The sequence below is a fragment of the Streptomyces yokosukanensis genome (assembly GCF_001514035.1).
Classification (GTDB): domain Bacteria; phylum Actinomycetota; class Actinomycetes; order Streptomycetales; family Streptomycetaceae; genus Streptomyces; species Streptomyces yokosukanensis.
In genome coordinates this window covers 60578-76849 of record NZ_KQ948220.1, presented here as the reverse complement: position 1 = coordinate 76849, position 16272 = coordinate 60578, and the positions used below count along the sequence as shown (strand labels likewise).

15 protein-coding genes are annotated in these 16272 nt (G+C 71.7%); 7 read left to right on the top strand and 8 right to left on the bottom strand.

Features of this window, described 5'->3' with window-relative positions:
* Nucleotide 1 precedes the first annotated feature (1 nt).
* Nucleotides 2–529, bottom strand: coding sequence for a hypothetical protein (locus AQI95_RS32340; RefSeq protein ID WP_067132082.1), 528 nt, complete (start codon nucleotides 527–529; stop codon nucleotides 2–4).
* A gap of 421 nt (nucleotides 530–950) precedes the next feature.
* The gene (locus AQI95_RS49240; RefSeq protein ID WP_244188915.1) at nucleotides 951–2420 is read right to left on the bottom strand and encodes a hypothetical protein; all 1470 of its coding nucleotides are present in this window, start codon (nucleotides 2418–2420) and stop codon (nucleotides 951–953) included.
* Between the two features lie 314 nt (nucleotides 2421–2734).
* Between AQI95_RS49240 and AQI95_RS32335 the strand changes: the two genes are divergently transcribed.
* Nucleotides 2735–3652, top strand: a complete 918-nt coding sequence (locus tag AQI95_RS32335) for an SGNH/GDSL hydrolase family protein (RefSeq protein WP_067132079.1) — start codon at nucleotides 2735–2737, stop codon at nucleotides 3650–3652.
* 68 nt (nucleotides 3653–3720) lie between these two features.
* Here AQI95_RS32335 and pgm read toward each other — a convergent pair whose 3' ends face one another.
* The gene (gene pgm / locus AQI95_RS32330; RefSeq protein WP_067132076.1) at nucleotides 3721–5361 is read right to left on the bottom strand and encodes a phosphoglucomutase (alpha-D-glucose-1,6-bisphosphate-dependent); all 1641 of its coding nucleotides are present in this window, start codon (nucleotides 5359–5361) and stop codon (nucleotides 3721–3723) included.
* 444 nt (nucleotides 5362–5805) lie between these two features.
* Nucleotides 5806–6654: a chitosanase gene (locus AQI95_RS32325; protein WP_067132073.1), complete on the bottom strand. Its 849-nt coding sequence runs from the start codon at nucleotides 6652–6654 to the stop codon at nucleotides 5806–5808.
* Between the two features lie 283 nt (nucleotides 6655–6937).
* On the opposite strand from AQI95_RS32325, the gene mgrA reads away from it, so the two are divergent.
* From mgrA to AQI95_RS32300, 5 genes are all read left to right on the top strand, one after another.
* The gene (gene mgrA / locus AQI95_RS32320; protein ID WP_067132069.1) at nucleotides 6938–7981 is read left to right on the top strand and encodes an L-glyceraldehyde 3-phosphate reductase; all 1044 of its coding nucleotides are present in this window, start codon (nucleotides 6938–6940) and stop codon (nucleotides 7979–7981) included.
* Nucleotides 7982–8131: 150 nt separating this feature from the next.
* Complete coding sequence (locus AQI95_RS32315; RefSeq protein ID WP_067132066.1) at nucleotides 8132–8311, top strand: hypothetical protein; 180 nt, start codon at nucleotides 8132–8134, stop codon at nucleotides 8309–8311.
* Between the two features lie 114 nt (nucleotides 8312–8425).
* A complete protein-coding gene (locus AQI95_RS32310) occupies nucleotides 8426–8911 on the top strand; it encodes a cation:proton antiporter regulatory subunit (protein ID WP_067132063.1) in 486 nt (161 codons plus the stop codon).
* Nucleotides 8912–8916: 5 nt separating this feature from the next.
* Complete coding sequence (locus AQI95_RS32305; RefSeq protein WP_067132433.1) at nucleotides 8917–10170, top strand: cation:proton antiporter; 1254 nt, start codon at nucleotides 8917–8919, stop codon at nucleotides 10168–10170.
* A gap of 54 nt (nucleotides 10171–10224) precedes the next feature.
* The gene (locus tag AQI95_RS32300; RefSeq protein WP_067132059.1) at nucleotides 10225–10848 is read left to right on the top strand and encodes a DedA family protein; all 624 of its coding nucleotides are present in this window, start codon (nucleotides 10225–10227) and stop codon (nucleotides 10846–10848) included.
* Nucleotides 10849–10966: 118 nt separating this feature from the next.
* Here AQI95_RS32300 and AQI95_RS32295 read toward each other — a convergent pair whose 3' ends face one another.
* The 4 genes from AQI95_RS32295 to AQI95_RS32280 form a co-directional block, all read right to left on the bottom strand.
* Nucleotides 10967–11536: a cysteine hydrolase family protein gene (locus tag AQI95_RS32295; RefSeq protein ID WP_067132056.1), complete on the bottom strand. Its 570-nt coding sequence runs from the start codon at nucleotides 11534–11536 to the stop codon at nucleotides 10967–10969.
* A complete protein-coding gene (locus AQI95_RS32290) occupies nucleotides 11512–13179 on the bottom strand; it encodes an MFS transporter (RefSeq protein ID WP_244188921.1) in 1668 nt (555 codons plus the stop codon). Before AQI95_RS32290 ends, AQI95_RS32295 begins: the two co-directional genes overlap by 25 nt.
* Before the next feature lie 152 nt (nucleotides 13180–13331).
* Nucleotides 13332–13754 (bottom strand): MarR family winged helix-turn-helix transcriptional regulator, encoded by a 423-nt coding sequence (locus AQI95_RS32285; RefSeq protein WP_067132053.1) that lies wholly within the window; start codon nucleotides 13752–13754, stop codon nucleotides 13332–13334.
* Nucleotides 13755–13889: 135 nt separating this feature from the next.
* On the bottom strand, nucleotides 13890–14486 hold the full coding sequence (locus tag AQI95_RS32280; RefSeq protein WP_067132051.1) for a DUF4232 domain-containing protein: 597 nt from the start codon (nucleotides 14484–14486) through the stop codon (nucleotides 13890–13892).
* Between the two features lie 239 nt (nucleotides 14487–14725).
* Here AQI95_RS32280 and AQI95_RS32275 point away from each other — a divergent pair, with 239 nt between their 5' ends.
* Nucleotides 14726–16243 (top strand): MFS transporter, encoded by a 1518-nt coding sequence (locus AQI95_RS32275; protein WP_067132048.1) that lies wholly within the window; start codon nucleotides 14726–14728, stop codon nucleotides 16241–16243.
* Nucleotides 16244–16272 lie beyond the last annotated feature (29 nt).

The window sequence follows — 16272 nt, the reverse complement described above, 5'->3', positions numbered from 1 at the left end:
GTCAGGCGCAGAGCACGCGCGTCTCGGGCGTGTAGACGGGCCCGCCGCTGATGTTGGTGCTGTCACTGAACTCGGCGTAGTAGTACGAGTAGAACCCGATGTTGCCGTTGCAGCCGGAGTCGGCGGCGATCCGCAGGGTCAGCGTGACGGTACGGCTCTGACCGGGCGGGACGGTGGCGCCGTAGTTGCCGCCGAGGTTGCTCGGGCCGGTGCCGGAGCAGGGCGTGTCACCGGCGGCGGTGGCCAGACTGCAGCCGGCGAAGCTGTACTTCAGGTCCGGGCGCTGCGTGGTCAGCCAGGTCGGGTCGATGGTCTGGTAGACGAACCAGATGTCGTAGGTCTTGTTGTTGGTGATCGTCATCGACAGTTTCACGGTGCCACCGGGGGTGGTGGTCGCACTGTCGGTGGCGAAGGCCAGGGAGGCCGGCGCGGGATCGGCGGCGCTGGCGCCCGGGGCGAACCCGAAGACGGCGAGAACGAAGGCGAGGACGGCGGTGAGACCGAGGCGTCTCAGCAGAGGTGATCGCATGGCCCGGGAGGCTAGGCACGCGACCGACGCGGCGTCTGCCCTGCCGCAGCGACCGCGCACACCGATCGGCCGAAAGCGTTCGCCGCGTGAAGATTCCGTGAGGAGCGTGTGACGAAGGCTTGTGAGCCGTGTCTGCGCACCCTGCGGGCAGGTGGCGGGAGGGAGGGGCCGGGCGCGCCGGACGGGTGGTACGGCGGTCCGGGTATTGGCGGGGACGAGACGCCTGACCTCCTACGGAACGCGGCCCACCGGTTGTGAACTGAGCCTGTTCTCGGCCAATCGCCGCTTTCCGGCCGGGTGTTGCGTTGACGGCGGCGTTCCCTCCCACCCCGGAAAGCGCACTGGGCCGCCCCTCGACGGGGCGGCCCAGCCGTCTCTCACGGTGTTTCGGATTCCCTCAGCCGGTCGCGGTCACCGCCCTTCACTCACCTCGCAACCCACGCCCCGGCCCCGGCCCGGGGTGCTGTGGATACCCCGGCTTCCCGGGGTGCTGCGGAATCTCGGGCTTCGCCGGGTGCTGAGGAATTTCAGGCTTCACCGGGTGCTGGGGAAGCTCGGGCCTCGCCGGGTGCTGAGGCAGCTCGGGCTTCACAGGCCGTTGCGGCAACTCCGGCTTCACCGGACGCTGAGGGTAAGCCGGCTTCATCGGCCGCTGCGGAAGCTCGGGCTTCGCCGGACGCTGAGGCAGCTCGGGCTTCACAGGCCGTTGCGGCAGCTCAGGCTTCACCGGCCGCTGAGGGTAAGCCGGCTTCATCGGCCGCTGCGGAAGCTCAGGCTTCGCCGGCCGCTGCGGAAGCTCGGGCTTCATAGGCCGCTGCGGCATCTCAGGCTTCACCGGACGCTGCGGAAGCTCCGGCTTGACCGGACGCTGAGGCAACTCAGGCTTCACCGGGCGCTGGGGCAGCTCCGGCTTCGCTGGGTACGCAGGCTTTGCCGGACGCTGCGGGAGTTCGGGCTTCACCGGACGCTGAGGCAACTCGGGCTTCACCGGACGCTGCGGAAGCTGAGGCTTCACCGGAAGCTCCGGATACGCAGGCTTCACAGGCCGCTGCGGCAACTCAGGCTTCACCGGAAGCTGAGGCTTCACCGGAAGCTGAGGCTTCACCGGAAGCTGAGGCTTCACCGGAAGCTGAGGCTTCACCGGACGCTGCGGGAGTTCAGGCTTCACCGGATACGCAGGCCTCACCGGACGCTGAGGCAACTCGGGCTTCACCGGACGCTGCGGAAGCTGAGGCTTCACCGGAAGCTCCGGATACGCAGGCTTCACAGGCCGCTGCGGCAACTCCGGCTTCACCGGACGCTGAGGAAGCTCCGGCTTCACCGGATACACAGGCCTCACCGGACGCTGAGGCAACTCCGGCTTCACCGGACGCTGCGGAAGCTCCGGCTTCACCGGATACACAGGCCTCACCGGATGCTGCGGAAGTTCCGGCTTCACGGGACGCCGCGGCAGCTCAGGCTTGACCGGATACACAGGCTTCACCGGGCGCTGAGGCAACTCCGGCTTCACCGGACGCTGCGGAAGCTCAGGTCTCACCGGACGCTCCGGATAGACAGGCTTCACCGGGTGCGCCGGGTGCGCCGGTCTCACGGGATGAATCGGGTACTCGGGCTTCACCGGCCGCTGAGGCAATTCAGGCTTCACCGGGTGAACCGGAAAGACCGGCTTCACCGGAATGGCGGGCTTCTCAGGGTGAATCGGGTACGCGGGCCGCACCGGAACAGCGGGCCTCACCGCATGACGCGGGTGCGCGGGTTGGTTGGGATACGGCTGCGGGGTGGTGCGGTCCTGCGCGTAGGCCGCTCCCGCGCTCGCCAGCGTGGCTGCGGCGAGCGCGGCCACGGTGGCGGCCGACGCCAGAACGGATCGCCGACGCGGCGATGTCGTCATTCTCTCCACTCTCCTCGACTTGGGTCAGAGCTCTATGACGGCTGGTCAGTCCCAAGGGCTCGATAGTGGAATGATCAGGAAATCGGCGACTCGAATAACGCTGCGGCGGCCATAAGCCACCGGATGGGGTAGCGCGGAACACCGGTTGGCCTGATAATCCGCGCCGCGCGGGGCCGCTCGCACCCTCCTCCGAAGTCGTTGCGTCCCGCTTCTGGTCCGAGAGACCTACCGGGCGGTATACAGACCCAGTCGAACGCGCGTGGCACTCTCCGGTGCCGTCATCGCGCGATGTGGTGGCCCCAGGGGGAGGACTCATGGCGAACGAGACACGTTCGGCGGGCGGTGCGAGAGGCCGGCGGCGAGCCGCCGCCGTGGGCGCGGCGCTGGGGGGTTGCGCCCTGGTCGCGGCCTCCACGACACCGGCCGCCGCGCATCCCGCCGGACACGGCCGCGGCATCCGCTATGTGGCCCTCGGCGACTCCTACACCTCGGGCCCCGGCATCCCGACCCAGGTGGACGCCAACTGCGCACGCTCCGACCACAATTACCCGACGCTGGTGGCCACTCGGCGGCAGGTCGCCGCCTTCACCGACGCCAGCTGCTCCGGGGCGACGACCGCCGAGATGTGGCAGGCGCAGGGCACCAACAAGCCCCAACTCGACGCCCTGGGGCGGGACACGGATCTGGTGAGCGTCCAGATCGGCGGCAACGACGTCGGGTTCGGCCCGATCATCGGCACCTGCGCCCGTCTCGCCGCCCAGGACCCGACGGGCAACCCCTGCGAGCGCTCGTACCAGGCGTCCGGCTACGACCAGCTCGTCCTCGCGATCGTACGGACCGCGCCGAAGGTCGAACGGGTGCTGCGGGCCGTACACACCCGGGCGCCGCACGCGCGCGTGGTCGTCGTCGGCTACCCGGACCTGCTGCCCGACGACGGCAGCGGCTGCTTCCCGCAGGTCCCCTTCGCGCAGAAGGACTTCGCCTATCTGCGCGACACCGAGAAGCGGCTCAATCTGATGCTGCGTGTGGTGGCCGGCCTCAACCGGGCGGACTACGTCGACACCTACGGGCCCACGGTCGGCCACGACATGTGCAAGGCACCCGCGGACCGCTGGATCGAGCCCCTGCAGCCGGCCGCGCCCGCGGCCCCGGCGCACCCCAACGCCAAGGGGGAGCAGGCCATGGCACAGGCGGTCCTGGACCGGCTGGACAGGCGGCACCCGCACGGCTGAGCCTGCGGCGGCCTGCGGCACGCGATGCCCGAGGCCGCCGCACGCCGCCTCCGTCGCGGGGCGCCGCCTCAGTCGCCGAGCGCGGCCAGGACCACGGCCTGGGCCTCCTGCTGCACCCGGGCGAGATGGTCGGCGCCGAGGAAGGACTCGGCGTAGACCTTGTAGACGTCCTCGGTGCCCGAAGGACGGGCGGCGAACCAGGCGTTCTCGGTGGTGACCTTGATGCCGCCGACGGCGGCGCCGTTGCCGGGCGCCTCGGTGAGGACGGCCGTGACGGCCTCGCCGGCGAGCGTGTCGGCCGTGACCTGCGCCGGGGACAACTTGCCGAGCAGTGCCTTCTGTTCGCGGGTCGCGGGGGCGTCGATGCGGGCGTAGGCGGGCGCACCGAAGCGGGCGGTCAGGTCGGCGTAGTGCTCCGACGGCGTCCGGTCGGTGACCGCCGTGATCTCGGAGGCGAGGAGGGCCAGGATGATGCCGTCCTTGTCGGTGGTCCACACCGAGCCGTCGCGGCGCAGGAAGGACGCGCCGGCCGACTCCTCGCCGCCGAATCCGAGGGTGCCGCCGACCAGTCCGTCCACGAACCACTTGAACCCGACCGGGACCTCGACCAGTCGGCGGCCGAGGTCGGCCGCGACGCGGTCGATCATCGACGAGGAGACCAGCGTCTTGCCGATGCCCGCGCCGGCGGGCCACTGGTCGCGGTGCCGGTAGAGGTGGGAGATGGCGACCGCGAGGTAGTGGTTGGGGTTCATCAGGCCGGCGTCCGGGGTGACGATGCCGTGCCGGTCGGCGTCGGCGTCGTTGCCGGTGGCGATGCGGAAGCGGTCGCGCTGCTCGATGAGGGAGGCCATCGCGTACGGCGAGGAGCAGTCCATGCGGATCTGGCCGTCCCAGTCCAGCGTCATGAACCGCCAGGTGGGGTCGGTGTGCGGGTTGACCACGGTGAGGTCGAGGCCGTGCTGTTCGGCGATGCGCCCCCAGTAGGCGACGGAGGCTCCGCCGAGCGGGTCGGCACCGATCCGCACGCCGGCCGCGCGGACGGCGTCCAGGTCGAGCACGCCCGGCAGATCACCGACGTAGGTGCCGAGGAAGTCGTACCGCCCGGTCGTCTCCGCGGCGAGCGCCCGGGTCCAGGGCATTCTGCGTACGTCCTTCAGGCCGCCCGTGATGATCTCGTTGGCCCGGTCCTGGATCCAGGAGGTGGCGTCGGAGGCCGCCGGTCCGCCGCTCGGCGGGTTGTACTTGAAGCCGCCGTCGGCGGGCGGGTTGTGGGAGGGGGTGACGACGATGCCGTCGGCGAGGCCTCGGGTGCGGCCGCGGTTGTGGCTGAGGATCGCGTGCGAGACGGCGGGGGTGGGCGTGTAGCCGTCGGCGCCGTCCAGGAGCACGGTCACGCCGTTGGCTGCCAGCACTTCCAGTGCGGTGACCTTCGCGGGCTCGGACAGGGCGTGGGTGTCGGCGCCGAGGAAGAGGGGGCCGTCGGTGCCCTGGGCCGAGCGGTACTCGCAGATGGCCTGGCTGGTGGCGGCGATGTGGTCCTCGTTGAAGGCGCTCGCCAGGGACGAGCCCCGGTGCCCGGAGGTGCCGAAGGCCACCCGCTGTGCCGGATCGGCCGGGTCCGGGTGCAGTGCGTAGTACGCCGTGACCAGCCGGGCCACGTCGACAAGGTCCTCGGGACCGGCCGGCCGGCCGGCTCGCTCGTGCGGCATGGGTCCGTTCCTCCGCATCGTCGGATCGATCGCTCACCGCCCATCTTTCCTCGTCAGGGTCCTGACACGCGAGTGCGCGCCACCTGGTGATCCGGTGCTTCCGATCTTCGCACCGTGCCGCCGTGCGGGGCGCCCTGCCCGACAGGGGTCCACCGTGACCGGATCCACCGTCAGAGCGCCCTGGTTCCTCGCTCGTTGCGTCTGGGCGGCGGCACCTCGCTGCCGGTGCTCGCGGTGACGGAGGCGAGCTGCGTCCTGGCCGCCGCCCTGGCGGTCTGCGTCATCCGGCGCATCACCACGCGTCAGGCCGCCGGGCCGCGCCCCGGTGCCCCGGTGCCCCGGTGCCCCGGGAACCGTGCCCGAGGGCCCGACGGCCTGACGGCTTCAAGGTCCGATGGTCCAACGGCCTGACGGCCTGACGCGGCTTGCCGGCCGACCCCGGGATCAGCCGATGTGGTAGCTGTCCCCGTACACCTTCCAGTCCAGCGGGGTGTTCAGGTCCAGGTTGCCCTTGCGCAGGAACACCCGCTGCTCGGTGTCGACGCGCGTGGTGTCGCTGTGCGCCTCCTCCTGCTTCATGGCCCACACCCGGGCGTCGAGGAAGGCGTTGAGGTACGTCGTCTCGTTGCCGCCCTGCGCCGGGGGCTTGGCGCTGCGCAGGGCGCGCTTGCGGATGTTGCCGAAGCTGGTGGGGTCGTCGCCGTCGCCGTGCATCACGATGGCGTCGTAGTAGCAGAACTGGCCGAGGGTGCGCAGGCCGTCCGTCTTGCCCTGGGCGACCGCGGGGTTGAAGTAGACGCGGTCGCGTTCGTCGTTCTGGCACTGCTGGAACACGGTGTCCTTGGCGGCCGTGCGCCAGTCCTTGGGGAAGTTGGGGTCGAGACCGGCGTGCGAATCGGTGCCGTTGACCTTGCGCAGGGCGGGCAGGTACTTGGCGAGGACGTTGCCGGGCTCGCGGTCGGCGTAGAGCTGGATGAGGTCGAGCATGTCGCCGGTGCCGGAACAGAAGCCTATGATGCCGGCGGTGTAGCCGCGGCCGTCGCCGATGTCCTCGATGTACTTGTACTGGGCCTTCCAGTCGAGCGAGGAGTTCTCCGCGCTCGACACGAGCTTCATGGCGATCTCCTTCTTCGCCGGGTCGTCGAGACCCGTCGACGCCGCCCGTGCGGTGGGTGCCGCCATCGCGCGCTCGGTGCCGAGCAGGGCACCGGAGGCGACGGCGGCGCCGAGCACGGCGACGAGCGTGCGGCGGGAGACGGTGCGGGGGGCTGTTTCGCGGTCTTCGTGCACCACAGGGACTCCAAGTCGAGGCGGGGGGTGGGGAGTTGGTCCGGACCGGCACTGGTAGGAAAGTTTCCTATCAAAGCCTGAGGCCGCCCGGAACCCGGCCCGCGCGAAGTTCGTAGGATCGGACAACCGCATCCGGTGGCACAGAACGGCGGCGCTCGATTCAGAAACGGAAGCGCTCAATCCCATCCGGTACGGCGGTTGGACTTGTGCGGCGCGCGCACGCAGGGTGGACGAACCCGTCCGTACACGGAGGGGCACCCCTACGGCACCACCCGGAGAAGACCCGATGACCCACGTCGCGGACCCCGCACGCTACGACGGCACCATGCGCTACCGGCGCACCGGCCGCTCGGGACTGGACCTGCCCGTCCTGTCCCTCGGCTACTGGCACAACTTCGGCGACGACCGCGCCTTCGAGACCCAGCGCGAGATCGCCCTGCGCGCCTTCGACCTCGGGATCACCCACCACGACCTGGCCAACAACTACGGCCCGCCGTACGGGGCGGCCGAGCAGAACTTCGGCCGGCTGCTGAAGCGGGACCTCGCGCCCTACCGGGACGAGCTGGTGATCTCCACCAAGGCCGGCTGGGACATGTGGCCCGGCCCCTACGGGCAGGGCGGCGGCTCCCGCAAGTACGTGCTGGCCTCGCTGGACCAGTCGCTGCGCCGGATGGGCGTGGACTACGTGGACATCTTCTACTCCCACCGGCTGGACGCCAGCACGCCGCTCGAGGAGACGATGGGCGCGCTCGACACGGCCGTACGCCAGGGCAAGGCCCTCTATGTCGGCATCTCCTCCTACGACGCCGAGCGCACCCGGCAGGCGGCGGCGATCCTCCGGGACCTGGGCACCCCGCTGCTGATCCACCAGCCGTCGTACAGCATGCTCAACCGCTGGATCGAGACGGACGGCCTGCTGCGGGCGGCCGAGGAGGAAGGCTTCGGGGTCATCGGCTTCACGGCGCTCGCCCAGGGCCTGCTGACCGGCCGCTACCTGGACGGCGTGCCGGGAGACTCGCGGGCGGCGCAGGGTACGTCCTTCGACGCGTCCTGGCTGACCGACGACATGCTGCGGCGGCTGCGCGCCCTCGACGACATCGCGGCGCGGCGCGGGCAGACGCTGGCACAGCTGGCGCTGGCCTGGGCGCTGCGCGACGAGCGGGTGACGTCGCTCGTCATCGGCGCCTCCCGCACCGAGCAGCTGGAGCAGAACGTCGCCGCGCTGGAGAACCTGGACTTCACGCCGGACGAGCTGGCCGAGATCGACACGTACGCGACCGAGGGCGGCGTGGACCTGTGGCAGGAGGCCCGACTGGGCCGGCTCGGCTGATTCGCCGGGCCACCGCGGAGAAGTGGGCCCAGAGTGACGTTCGTCACAGACAGATGGGGCATGTCGGACATAATTAAGGCACCAGACAGCGTTGTCATCACCCAAGACAACCCCCCTGACCCCCCGCGATCTCCAAGGAGCCGGCACCACATGGCGCACGGAGCCCACCGCACCCCTCTCCTGCCTCCCCGCCCCGACCTGGGCCTCGCCCGCGACTGCGAGGTGTGCCTCGGCTGGGGCACCGTCGTCACCCGCGACGGGGACCACGAGCTGTGCCACGCATGCCAGGCGGCCCCGGCCGACGACCGGGACGCGATCCCCTCGGACTGACGGCCCGGCGCACCCTCTGCCCGACCGGGGCCCTTCCGGCGACCGCACACCGCCGGGTTAAGCTCCGAGTAATCGTTTCACCAAGAAACGTTCAAGTCGGGCAGGGGGGCAGCCATGGGCGCCGTACGCACGAGCAGGACGCCGTTGCCGGGCATCGGCGTCCGGTACGACCTGACGACCCGCGAACAGCGCAGGCTGTCGGTGGTCGCCCACCGGGACGGGTCGAGAACGCTGAACGCCTATCAGGGCGAGGACCCCGACGCCTGCGCGCTGTCGGTCCGGCTGTCGGGCCAGGAGGCCGAAGCCCTGGCGGACACGCTGAAGCCGACGCACCACAGCCCCGGCCTGCTGTCGACGACGGAACTGGGCCTGGTCGCCGAGCGGATCGCGCTGTCCGGGTCGTCGTACTGGAACGGCCGACTGCTCGGTGACACCCGGATGCGCACCGAGACCGGCGTGTCGATCGTGGCCGTCCTGCGGCGCGCCGAGGCGATCCCCTCCCCCGGCCCCGGCTTCCGGCTGGCCGGCGGGGACGCACTGATCGTGATCGGCACCCGCGAGGGCGTCGACGCGGCCGCCGCGATACTCGGCCGGGCGTGATCGCGATGCACTCCTCCGCCGTCTTCCTGATCGAGTTCGGCGCCATCATCCTGGGCCTCGGACTGCTCGGCCGGCTCGCCGCGCGCCTGCGGTTCTCCCCGATCCCGCTCTATCTGCTGGCCGGTCTGGCCTTCGGCGAGGGCGGACTGCTGCCGCTCGGCGCCAGCGAGGAGTTCGTGGCGATCGGCGCCGAGATCGGCGTCGTCCTGCTGCTGCTCATGCTGGGCCTGGAGTACACGGCCGGCGATCTCGTCTCCAACCTCAAGACCCAGTACCCGGCAGGCATCCTCGACGCCGCCCTGAACGCGCTGCCGGGCGCCGCCATGGCGCTGCTGCTGGGCTGGGGCCCGATCGCCGCCGTCGTACTCGCCGGCATCACCTGGATCTCCTCGTCCGGGGTCATCGCCAAGGTGCTCGGCGACCTCGGCCGCCTCGGCAACCGGGAGACCCCGGTGATCCTCAGCATCCTGGTGCTGGAGGACCTGTCCATGGCGGTCTATCTGCCGGTCGTCACCGCGCTGCTGGCCGGCACCGGCTTCGCCGCCGGCAGTGTCACCCTGGCCGTCGCGCTCGGGGTGGCGGGCCTGGTGCTGCTGCTGGCGGTGCGCTACGGCCGGCACATCTCCCGCTTCGTCTCCACCGACGACCCCGAGAAGCTGCTGCTGGTGGTGCTCGGGCTGACGCTGCTCGTCGCCGGAGTCGCACAGCAACTGCAGGTCTCGGCGGCCGTCGGCGCGTTCCTCGTCGGGATCGCCCTGTCCGGGGAGGTCGCCGAGGGCGCGCACCATCTCCTCGCACCGCTGCGGGATCTGTTCGCGGCGGTGTTCTTCGTCTTCTTCGGCCTGCACACCGACCCGGCGAGCATCCCGCCCGTGCTGCTGCCCGCGCTGGCCCTCGCCGTCGTGACCACCCTCACCAAGATCGCGACCGGCTACTGGGCGGCCCGGCGCGCGGGCATCTCGGCCAGGGGCCGCTGGCGGGCCGGCGGCACCCTGGTCGCGCGCGGCGAGTTCTCCATCGTCATCGCCGGACTCGCCGTCACCGCCGGAATCGACTCCGACCTCGGTCCGCTGGCCACGGCCTACGTGCTGATCCTCGTCGTCCTCGGCCCGCTGACGGCCCGTTGCACCGAGCCGCTCGCCCTGCGGCTGACCGGCCGGACGGCCCGCCGTACGGCAGTGGAGGCGGCGGGCGAGGCCCCGGCGGCCGAGGACTCGGGCGCCGTGCTGCGCGACCCGGACACCGTCGGGCGGCCCTGAGGCGCGCGGCCGCCGGGCAACGGCCCGCTGATCGCGGCGTCGTACCGTGGAGGCATGGCCGCCCCTCCGCTTCCGGGTCCGCTGGCGCATCTGGCGCCCCTGCTCGGCCACTACGGCTACTGGGCGGTGGGGGCCGTGGTCCTGGTGGAGGACTTCGGAGTGCCCGCGCCCGGCGAGACGATCCTGCTGGCCGCGGGGGTGTACGCGGGCGCGGGGCGGCTGAACGTCTGGGCCGTGGCGCTCATCGCGTTCGCCGCGGCCGTCGTCGGGGACAACATCGGCTATCTGGTCGGCCGGGTCGGCGGTCGGGTCCTCGTGCACCGGTGGGGACGGTACGTCTTCCTGACGCCGAAGCGGTTCACGGCCGCCGAGGAGTTCTTCGGCCGGCACGGTGGCAAGGTCGTGACCGTGGCCCGGTTCATCGAGGGCCTGCGCCAGGCCAACGGCGTCATCGCCGGCACCACGGGCATGCACTGGCGCCGCTTCCTCGCCTTCAACGCGCTCGGCGCGGCCCTGTGGGTCGGTCTCTGGACGACTCTGGCCTACCTGGTCGGCACCCACATCACGACCGTCTACGACGAGGTCTCGCGCTATCAGCTGTACGTCCTCGTCGCCGCCGGCGTGCTGGTCGCCGCCTTCGTCGTACGGCACCTCGTACGGCGGCGCCGCGCGCACTGACCGATCACCCTCGCCGTCCACGGACTCGGGCCGAAGGGCCGGTGGCCGGTGGCCGTGAGACGGCCCGGTGTCCGGACGGTCCCCGTGACGACCTCGACCACCTCCTCGCCCGGTCCGGTCAGGAACGGTACGCGGCGAGGTCCTTGGCCCACTCGGCGACGGACAGTACGGCCGCCTGGCGCGGGAAGACCTTGCCGGTGAGGACGTCGTGCACCTCCGGGTCGCTGTCCAGGCAGCCGTCGGCCAGCACGGTCAGCCGGTAGTCGAGGTCGGCGGCCTGGCGCAGGGTGGACAGGACGACCCCGCTGGTGGCGATGCCGCTGAGCACCAGATGGTCGATCCCGCCCGCCCGCAGCACCATGTCGAGGTCGCTGCCCGCGAACGCGCTCACGCGCCGCTTGGTGACCACCACCTCGTCCGGGCGCGGAGCCACGTCCGGATGGATCTCCGCCCCGGGGTCGCCCCCGGTGAACCGGCCGGAACCGGCGAGCGTGTTGAACACCTGGTTGCGCGGGCTGACTTCGGGGTGCCCGGGGCGGAAGCCGACGACCACGTGGATCACCGGCAGCCCGACCGAGCGGGCGGCCCCGACCGCCTCGGCGAGGCGCGGCAGAAGGCCGCCGTCGTCGTCGAAGCGGTCCACGATGGAGCGCTGGACGTCCATCACGAGGAGCGCGCTGTGCGCCATGTCGGGTGTCCTTTCGTGCCGTGGTCCGGCCCGCCGGGCCCGGACGTGTCGTCGTCGGCGCGTTCGTGTCCGCCCCGCAGGGCGGAGGCGAGCGCGGAGACCAGGGCCATGCCGGCGGCCACGCTGAAGACGATGGTGAGGCCGTGGTGGAAGGGTCCGGAGACCAGCTCCGGGAAGAAGGTGTGGCCGGTCAGGGTGGCGCGCTGGGCGGCGGCGAGGTGGTCCAGGGTGCCGCTGCCGCCGAGCAGGTGGCCGATCGGGTTGTTGCCGAGAAACGTGGCGAACAAGGTGCTGACCGGCGGCAGCGAGGCCGCCTCGTGCGCGGTCCCGGCGGGCACGCCGTGCGCCTGGAGTCCGCTGCTGAGCGTGTTCGGCAGAGTGCTCGCGAGACCGGAGACCATCAGCGAGAAGAACACCCCGATGGACAGGGCCGTACCCGAGTTCTGGAAGGTGGAGCGCATCCCGGAGGCCACGCCCCGGTAGCGCGACGGCACGCTGCCCATGATGGAGGAGGTGTTGGGCGCGGAGAACATGCCCTGGCCCAGGCCGTTGAGCAGCAGCAGCCCCGCGAAGACGCCGTAGTCGAAGTTCACGGGCACGGCCAGCAGGCCGAGGAAGGACCCGGCGACGACGAGCAGTCCGGCGGTGGAGAAGACGCGGGCACCGAACCGGTCGGACAGATAGCCGGACACCGGCCCGGCGACGAGGAAGCCGAGGGTGAGCGGCAGCATGAAGATGCCGGCCCACAGCGGGGTGTCCTCGAAGGCGTAGCCGTGCAGCGGCAGCCAGATGCCCTGCAGCCAGATGATCAGCATGAACTGGAGTCCGCCGCGGGCGATCGCGGTCAGCAGGGCGGCCAGGTTGCCGGCGGCGAACGCCCGCACCTTGAACAACGACAGCCGGAACATCGGCTCGGCGACCCGTGCCTCGACGACGCAGAACACCAGCAGCAGGAAGAGCCCGCCGATCAGGCCCGTGAGCACCCAGGGGTTGGTCCAGCCGGTGGCATGGCCGCCGTAGGGCTGGATGCCGTAGGTGATACCGGCCAGCAGAATGCCGGCGCCCGAGGCGAAGGTGAGGTTGCCGAGCCAGTCGATACGGCCGCGCGCGCCGGCCGAGGTCTCGCGCAGGCTCAGATACGACCAGACGGTGCCGGTGATGCTGACCGGGACGCTCACCCAGAACACCGCGCGCCAGTCGACCGCGGCGAGCAGACCGCCGGCGAGCAGTCCGAGGAACTGCCCGGCGAGCGCGGTGATCTGGTTGATGCCGAGAGCCATGCCGCGCTGCCGGGACGGGAAGGCGTCGGTGAGGATGGCGGCCGAGTTGGCGGTGAGCATGGAGCCGCCGAAGGCCTGCACGATGCGCCACAGGATCAGCCACAACGCGCCCGCGCCCGCCCGGAAGGGGTCGAGCGACAGGGCGACAGAGGCGCATGCGAAGACCAGGAAGCCGAGGTTGTAGATCCGGACGCGGCCGAACATGTCGCCGAGCCGGCCGAGGACGACCACGAGGACGGCCGAGACCAGCAGATAGCCGAGGATCATCCACAGCAGGTAGCCGATGTTTCCGGCCGCGAGCGGGTCGAGGCCGATCCCGCGGAAGATCGCCGGCAGCGAGATGATCACGATGGAGGCGTCCATGGTGGCGATCAGGACGCCGAGCGTGGTGTTGGAGAGCGCGACCCACTTGTAGCCGGGGCCCGGGGGCGTGTCCCGCAGCCGGGCGGAGCGGGCGAGCAGCCGGGCGCGTATGCCGCTGTCGGCGGGGCCGCCCGGGGCGGGTGCGGAGCCTGTCACAGTCGTTCCGCCAGTCGGTCGAGCAGGGGCAGGACGTCGTGCAGGGCCTGCCGTTCCTGCGGGGTGAACTCGTCCAGTGCGTGGGCGAGGCGGCCCACGGACTCGGAGCGGCGCTGCTCCAGCACGCTGCGGCCCTCGTCGGTGAGGGAGACGATGGACCGGCGGCCGTCGGCCGTGTCGGGGCTGCGGCTGACCAGGGCGCGTTGTTCGAGTCCGGCGAGCGTGCTGGCCATCGCCTGCGGCCGGACGCGTTCCGACTCGGCGAGCGAGCCGGGCGAGTCCGGGCCGGTACGGGCCAGCCGGGCCAGCACCGAGACGCCGGACAGCGTGATGTCCCCGACCGCGTGCGCCTGGCGCAGTCGGCGGACGATCCGGCCCATGGCCAGTTTCAGCTCGGCGGCGAGTACGACGGTGTCCATGGTTACTCACCATAGGTTTATCAGTCTGAACTGTTCAACCAAGGATAAGCAATCCGGGCGGCGAGGGCGTCTCGACGGCGAAGAGGCCTGACGGCGTGCCGCCGTCAGGCCTCTTCTGTCATGGTCGGGAAGGGCTCAGGGGTTGACGTGGATCCGGTAGGCGAGCGCGGTGACGCTGAGGTCGCCGTTGTCGACCCACTGCGGGAACGCGAGCGTCTTGTGGCCGGTGGCCGCGGGCGGCGTGACCTCGAGATAGGCGGCGTGGACGGCGTCGGAGGTGCCGGTGTTGGCGTGCGTCCACGAGACGACCGCCTCCACGCTCTGCCCCGTGCGGAGCGTCAGGGTGGACTTGGCAGGGCTCTTCGCGTACCAGGTGTCGCCCCGGTGGGTGGTCGAGTGGAGCGTGCGGTGCGCGGCGTTCTCCAGGCCGAGGCCCGGGTACCCCCGCAGCAGGCAGGTGTGAGCGCCGGTGTTCTTGAGCCTGAGCACCACACCCTGATGGTTCATGCCGCCGGCCAGCCCCTCGCCGAAGGAGGCGCTCAGCGCGGAGACGGCGCAGGTGGGCGTCGCCGTCGCGGCACCCGCCCCGGCGGCCTGGGCCGCTCCCGCGCCGGCGATCCCCAGCGCGGCGACGCCGGCCGCGGCGAGCGTCGCGCGCACGAGCCGGCGCCGCCGGTCGGAGCGGGGAAGCAGGGCGGGCCGAGGCGTGTCGATCCGGTGCTGGTGAGTCATGGTGTGCGTTCTCCCGTTCGTCCAGGAATCGGTAATGGGCCTTGCCTCAGGTGTGATGCCGGATGTGCGGGAAAAGTTCGCCTCGCGGTGAGGTCGGATTCCGGGGTGGGTGGACGTGACCCTGCCTTTGCTCCGGGAGGGTCGCGGGAGCAGGCTGGTCTGTGTCGGCGCCCGGGTGGGGGAACGTGGTTCGCCCGGGCTGCGGCGGACCGGGTGCGCCCTTGGTGAGAGGAGCCCACGTGACAGCGGCGGCGTCAGCGGCGGAAGGCGGCGCGAAGGGCGCTCAGGAGACCGGGTACGAGCCGGATCCGCGCCGGTGGCGGGCCCTGTGGGTGACCCTGGTGGCCGGTTTCATGAGCCTGCTGGACGTGACGATCGTGGCGGTCGCCCTGCCCACCGTCCAGCGGGATCTGCACGCTTCTCCCGCGCAGGTGCAGTGGGTGGTGTCCGGATACGCGCTCGCCTTCGCCCTCGCCCTCGTCACCGCGGGCCGGCTCGGCGACGCCCTGGACCGGCGCCGTATCTTCCTGCTCGCCCTCGGCTGCTTCGTCGTGTGCAGCGCGGCCTGCGGGGCGGCGCCCGACATCACGCTGCTGGTGGTGGCCCGCCTCGCCCAGGGGCTGGCGGCCGGCTTCATGGCACCGCAGAACTCCGCGCTCATCCAGCAGATGTTCCGTGGCGCCGAACGCGGCCGCGCCTTCGGTCTCTTCGGCTCCACCGTCGGCATATCGTCCGCCGTCGGCCCCCTCACCGGCGGCGCCATCCTCGCCCTCGCCTCCGGCGCCCAGGGCTGGCGGTGGATCTTCTACGTCAACGTCCCCATCGGCATCCTCGCCGTCCTGCTCGGCCGCCGGCTGCTGCCCAGCACCCGGCGTTCCGGTCGGGGGCAGGTGGACGTGCCCGGCGTGCTCCTCCTCGGCGCGGGCGTCCTCGCGCTGATGTTCCCGCTGGTCCAGGCGGACTCCGGCGGACTCGGCCGGCTGTGGTGGCTGTTCCCGGCGGGCGCCATGGTCCTCACCGGCTTCGTCCGGTGGCAGCGCCGCCTTCTCGCCCGGGGCGCCCCGCCGCTGCTCGACCCGCGTCTGTTCACCACTGTGCGCGGCTACGCCGTCGGTGCCGGCGTGGGCACGCTGTACTTCATCGGATTCAGTGGCGTGTGGCTGGTCTTCGCGCTCTTCTTCCAGCACGGCCTGGGTTTCTCCCCGCTGCGCTCCGGTCTCGCCGTGACCCCCTTCGCCCTGGGCTCGGCGAGCGCGGCCGTGGTCGCGGGCCGGCTGGTGGACCGGTTCGGCCGGCTGCTCACCGTGTGCGGCCTCTCGGGCGTGATCCTCGGTCTGGGCGGTACCGCGCTGCTGCTGCGTTTCGCCCCCCTCGGCCTCGCGACCTGGGTCGCGGCCCCCGTCCTGTTCCTCGGCGGCGTCGGCAGCGGCTTCGTGGTCTCGCCCAACATCACCATGACGCTGCGGGACGTACCCGTGCACATGGCGGGCGCGGCGGGCGGCGCCCTGCAGACCGGACAGCGGCTCGGCGCCGCGGTGGGGACCGCCGCCCTGCCCGGCCTGTTCTATCTGGTGCTCGGCAGGAGCCACGACTACCGGGGCGCTCTCGTCACCGCACTGGGCACCGCCCTCGTCGGCATGCTGGCGGCGCTGGCGCTCGCGACCCTCGACTGGCGGCGCGACCGGCGGACGCACGGATCGCGCCGCGGGCGCCCGGACGAGGTGGCTCACGACCCGACGCACGCCCGGCAGACCTGAAGGGGCGGGATCGTCGCCCCACCGCAGCT

Coding starts and splice junctions, on each gene's coding strand:
- AQI95_RS32315 (WP_067132066.1), top strand. CDS start 8,132: ATGGCGCACGGAGCCCACCGCACCCCTCTCCTGCCTCCCCGCCCCGAC.
- AQI95_RS32295 (WP_067132056.1), bottom strand. CDS start 11,536: ATGGCGCACAGCGCGCTCCTCGTGATGGACGTCCAGCGCTCCATCGTG.
- AQI95_RS32310 (WP_067132063.1), top strand. CDS start 8,426: ATGGGCGCCGTACGCACGAGCAGGACGCCGTTGCCGGGCATCGGCGTC.
- AQI95_RS32335 (WP_067132079.1), top strand. CDS start 2,735: ATGGCGAACGAGACACGTTCGGCGGGCGGTGCGAGAGGCCGGCGGCGA.
- AQI95_RS32300 (WP_067132059.1), top strand. CDS start 10,225: ATGGCCGCCCCTCCGCTTCCGGGTCCGCTGGCGCATCTGGCGCCCCTG.
- AQI95_RS32290 (WP_244188921.1), bottom strand. CDS start 13,179: ATGGACGCCTCCATCGTGATCATCTCGCTGCCGGCGATCTTCCGCGGG.
- AQI95_RS32340 (WP_067132082.1), bottom strand. CDS start 529: ATGCGATCACCTCTGCTGAGACGCCTCGGTCTCACCGCCGTCCTCGCC.
- AQI95_RS49240 (WP_244188915.1), bottom strand. CDS start 2,420: ATGACGACATCGCCGCGTCGGCGATCCGTTCTGGCGTCGGCCGCCACC.
- AQI95_RS32280 (WP_067132051.1), bottom strand. CDS start 14,486: ATGACTCACCAGCACCGGATCGACACGCCTCGGCCCGCCCTGCTTCCC.
- mgrA (WP_067132069.1), top strand. CDS start 6,938: ATGACCCACGTCGCGGACCCCGCACGCTACGACGGCACCATGCGCTAC.
- pgm (WP_067132076.1), bottom strand. CDS start 5,361: ATGCCGCACGAGCGAGCCGGCCGGCCGGCCGGTCCCGAGGACCTTGTC.
- AQI95_RS32305 (WP_067132433.1), top strand. CDS start 8,917: ATGCACTCCTCCGCCGTCTTCCTGATCGAGTTCGGCGCCATCATCCTG.
- AQI95_RS32285 (WP_067132053.1), bottom strand. CDS start 13,754: ATGGACACCGTCGTACTCGCCGCCGAGCTGAAACTGGCCATGGGCCGG.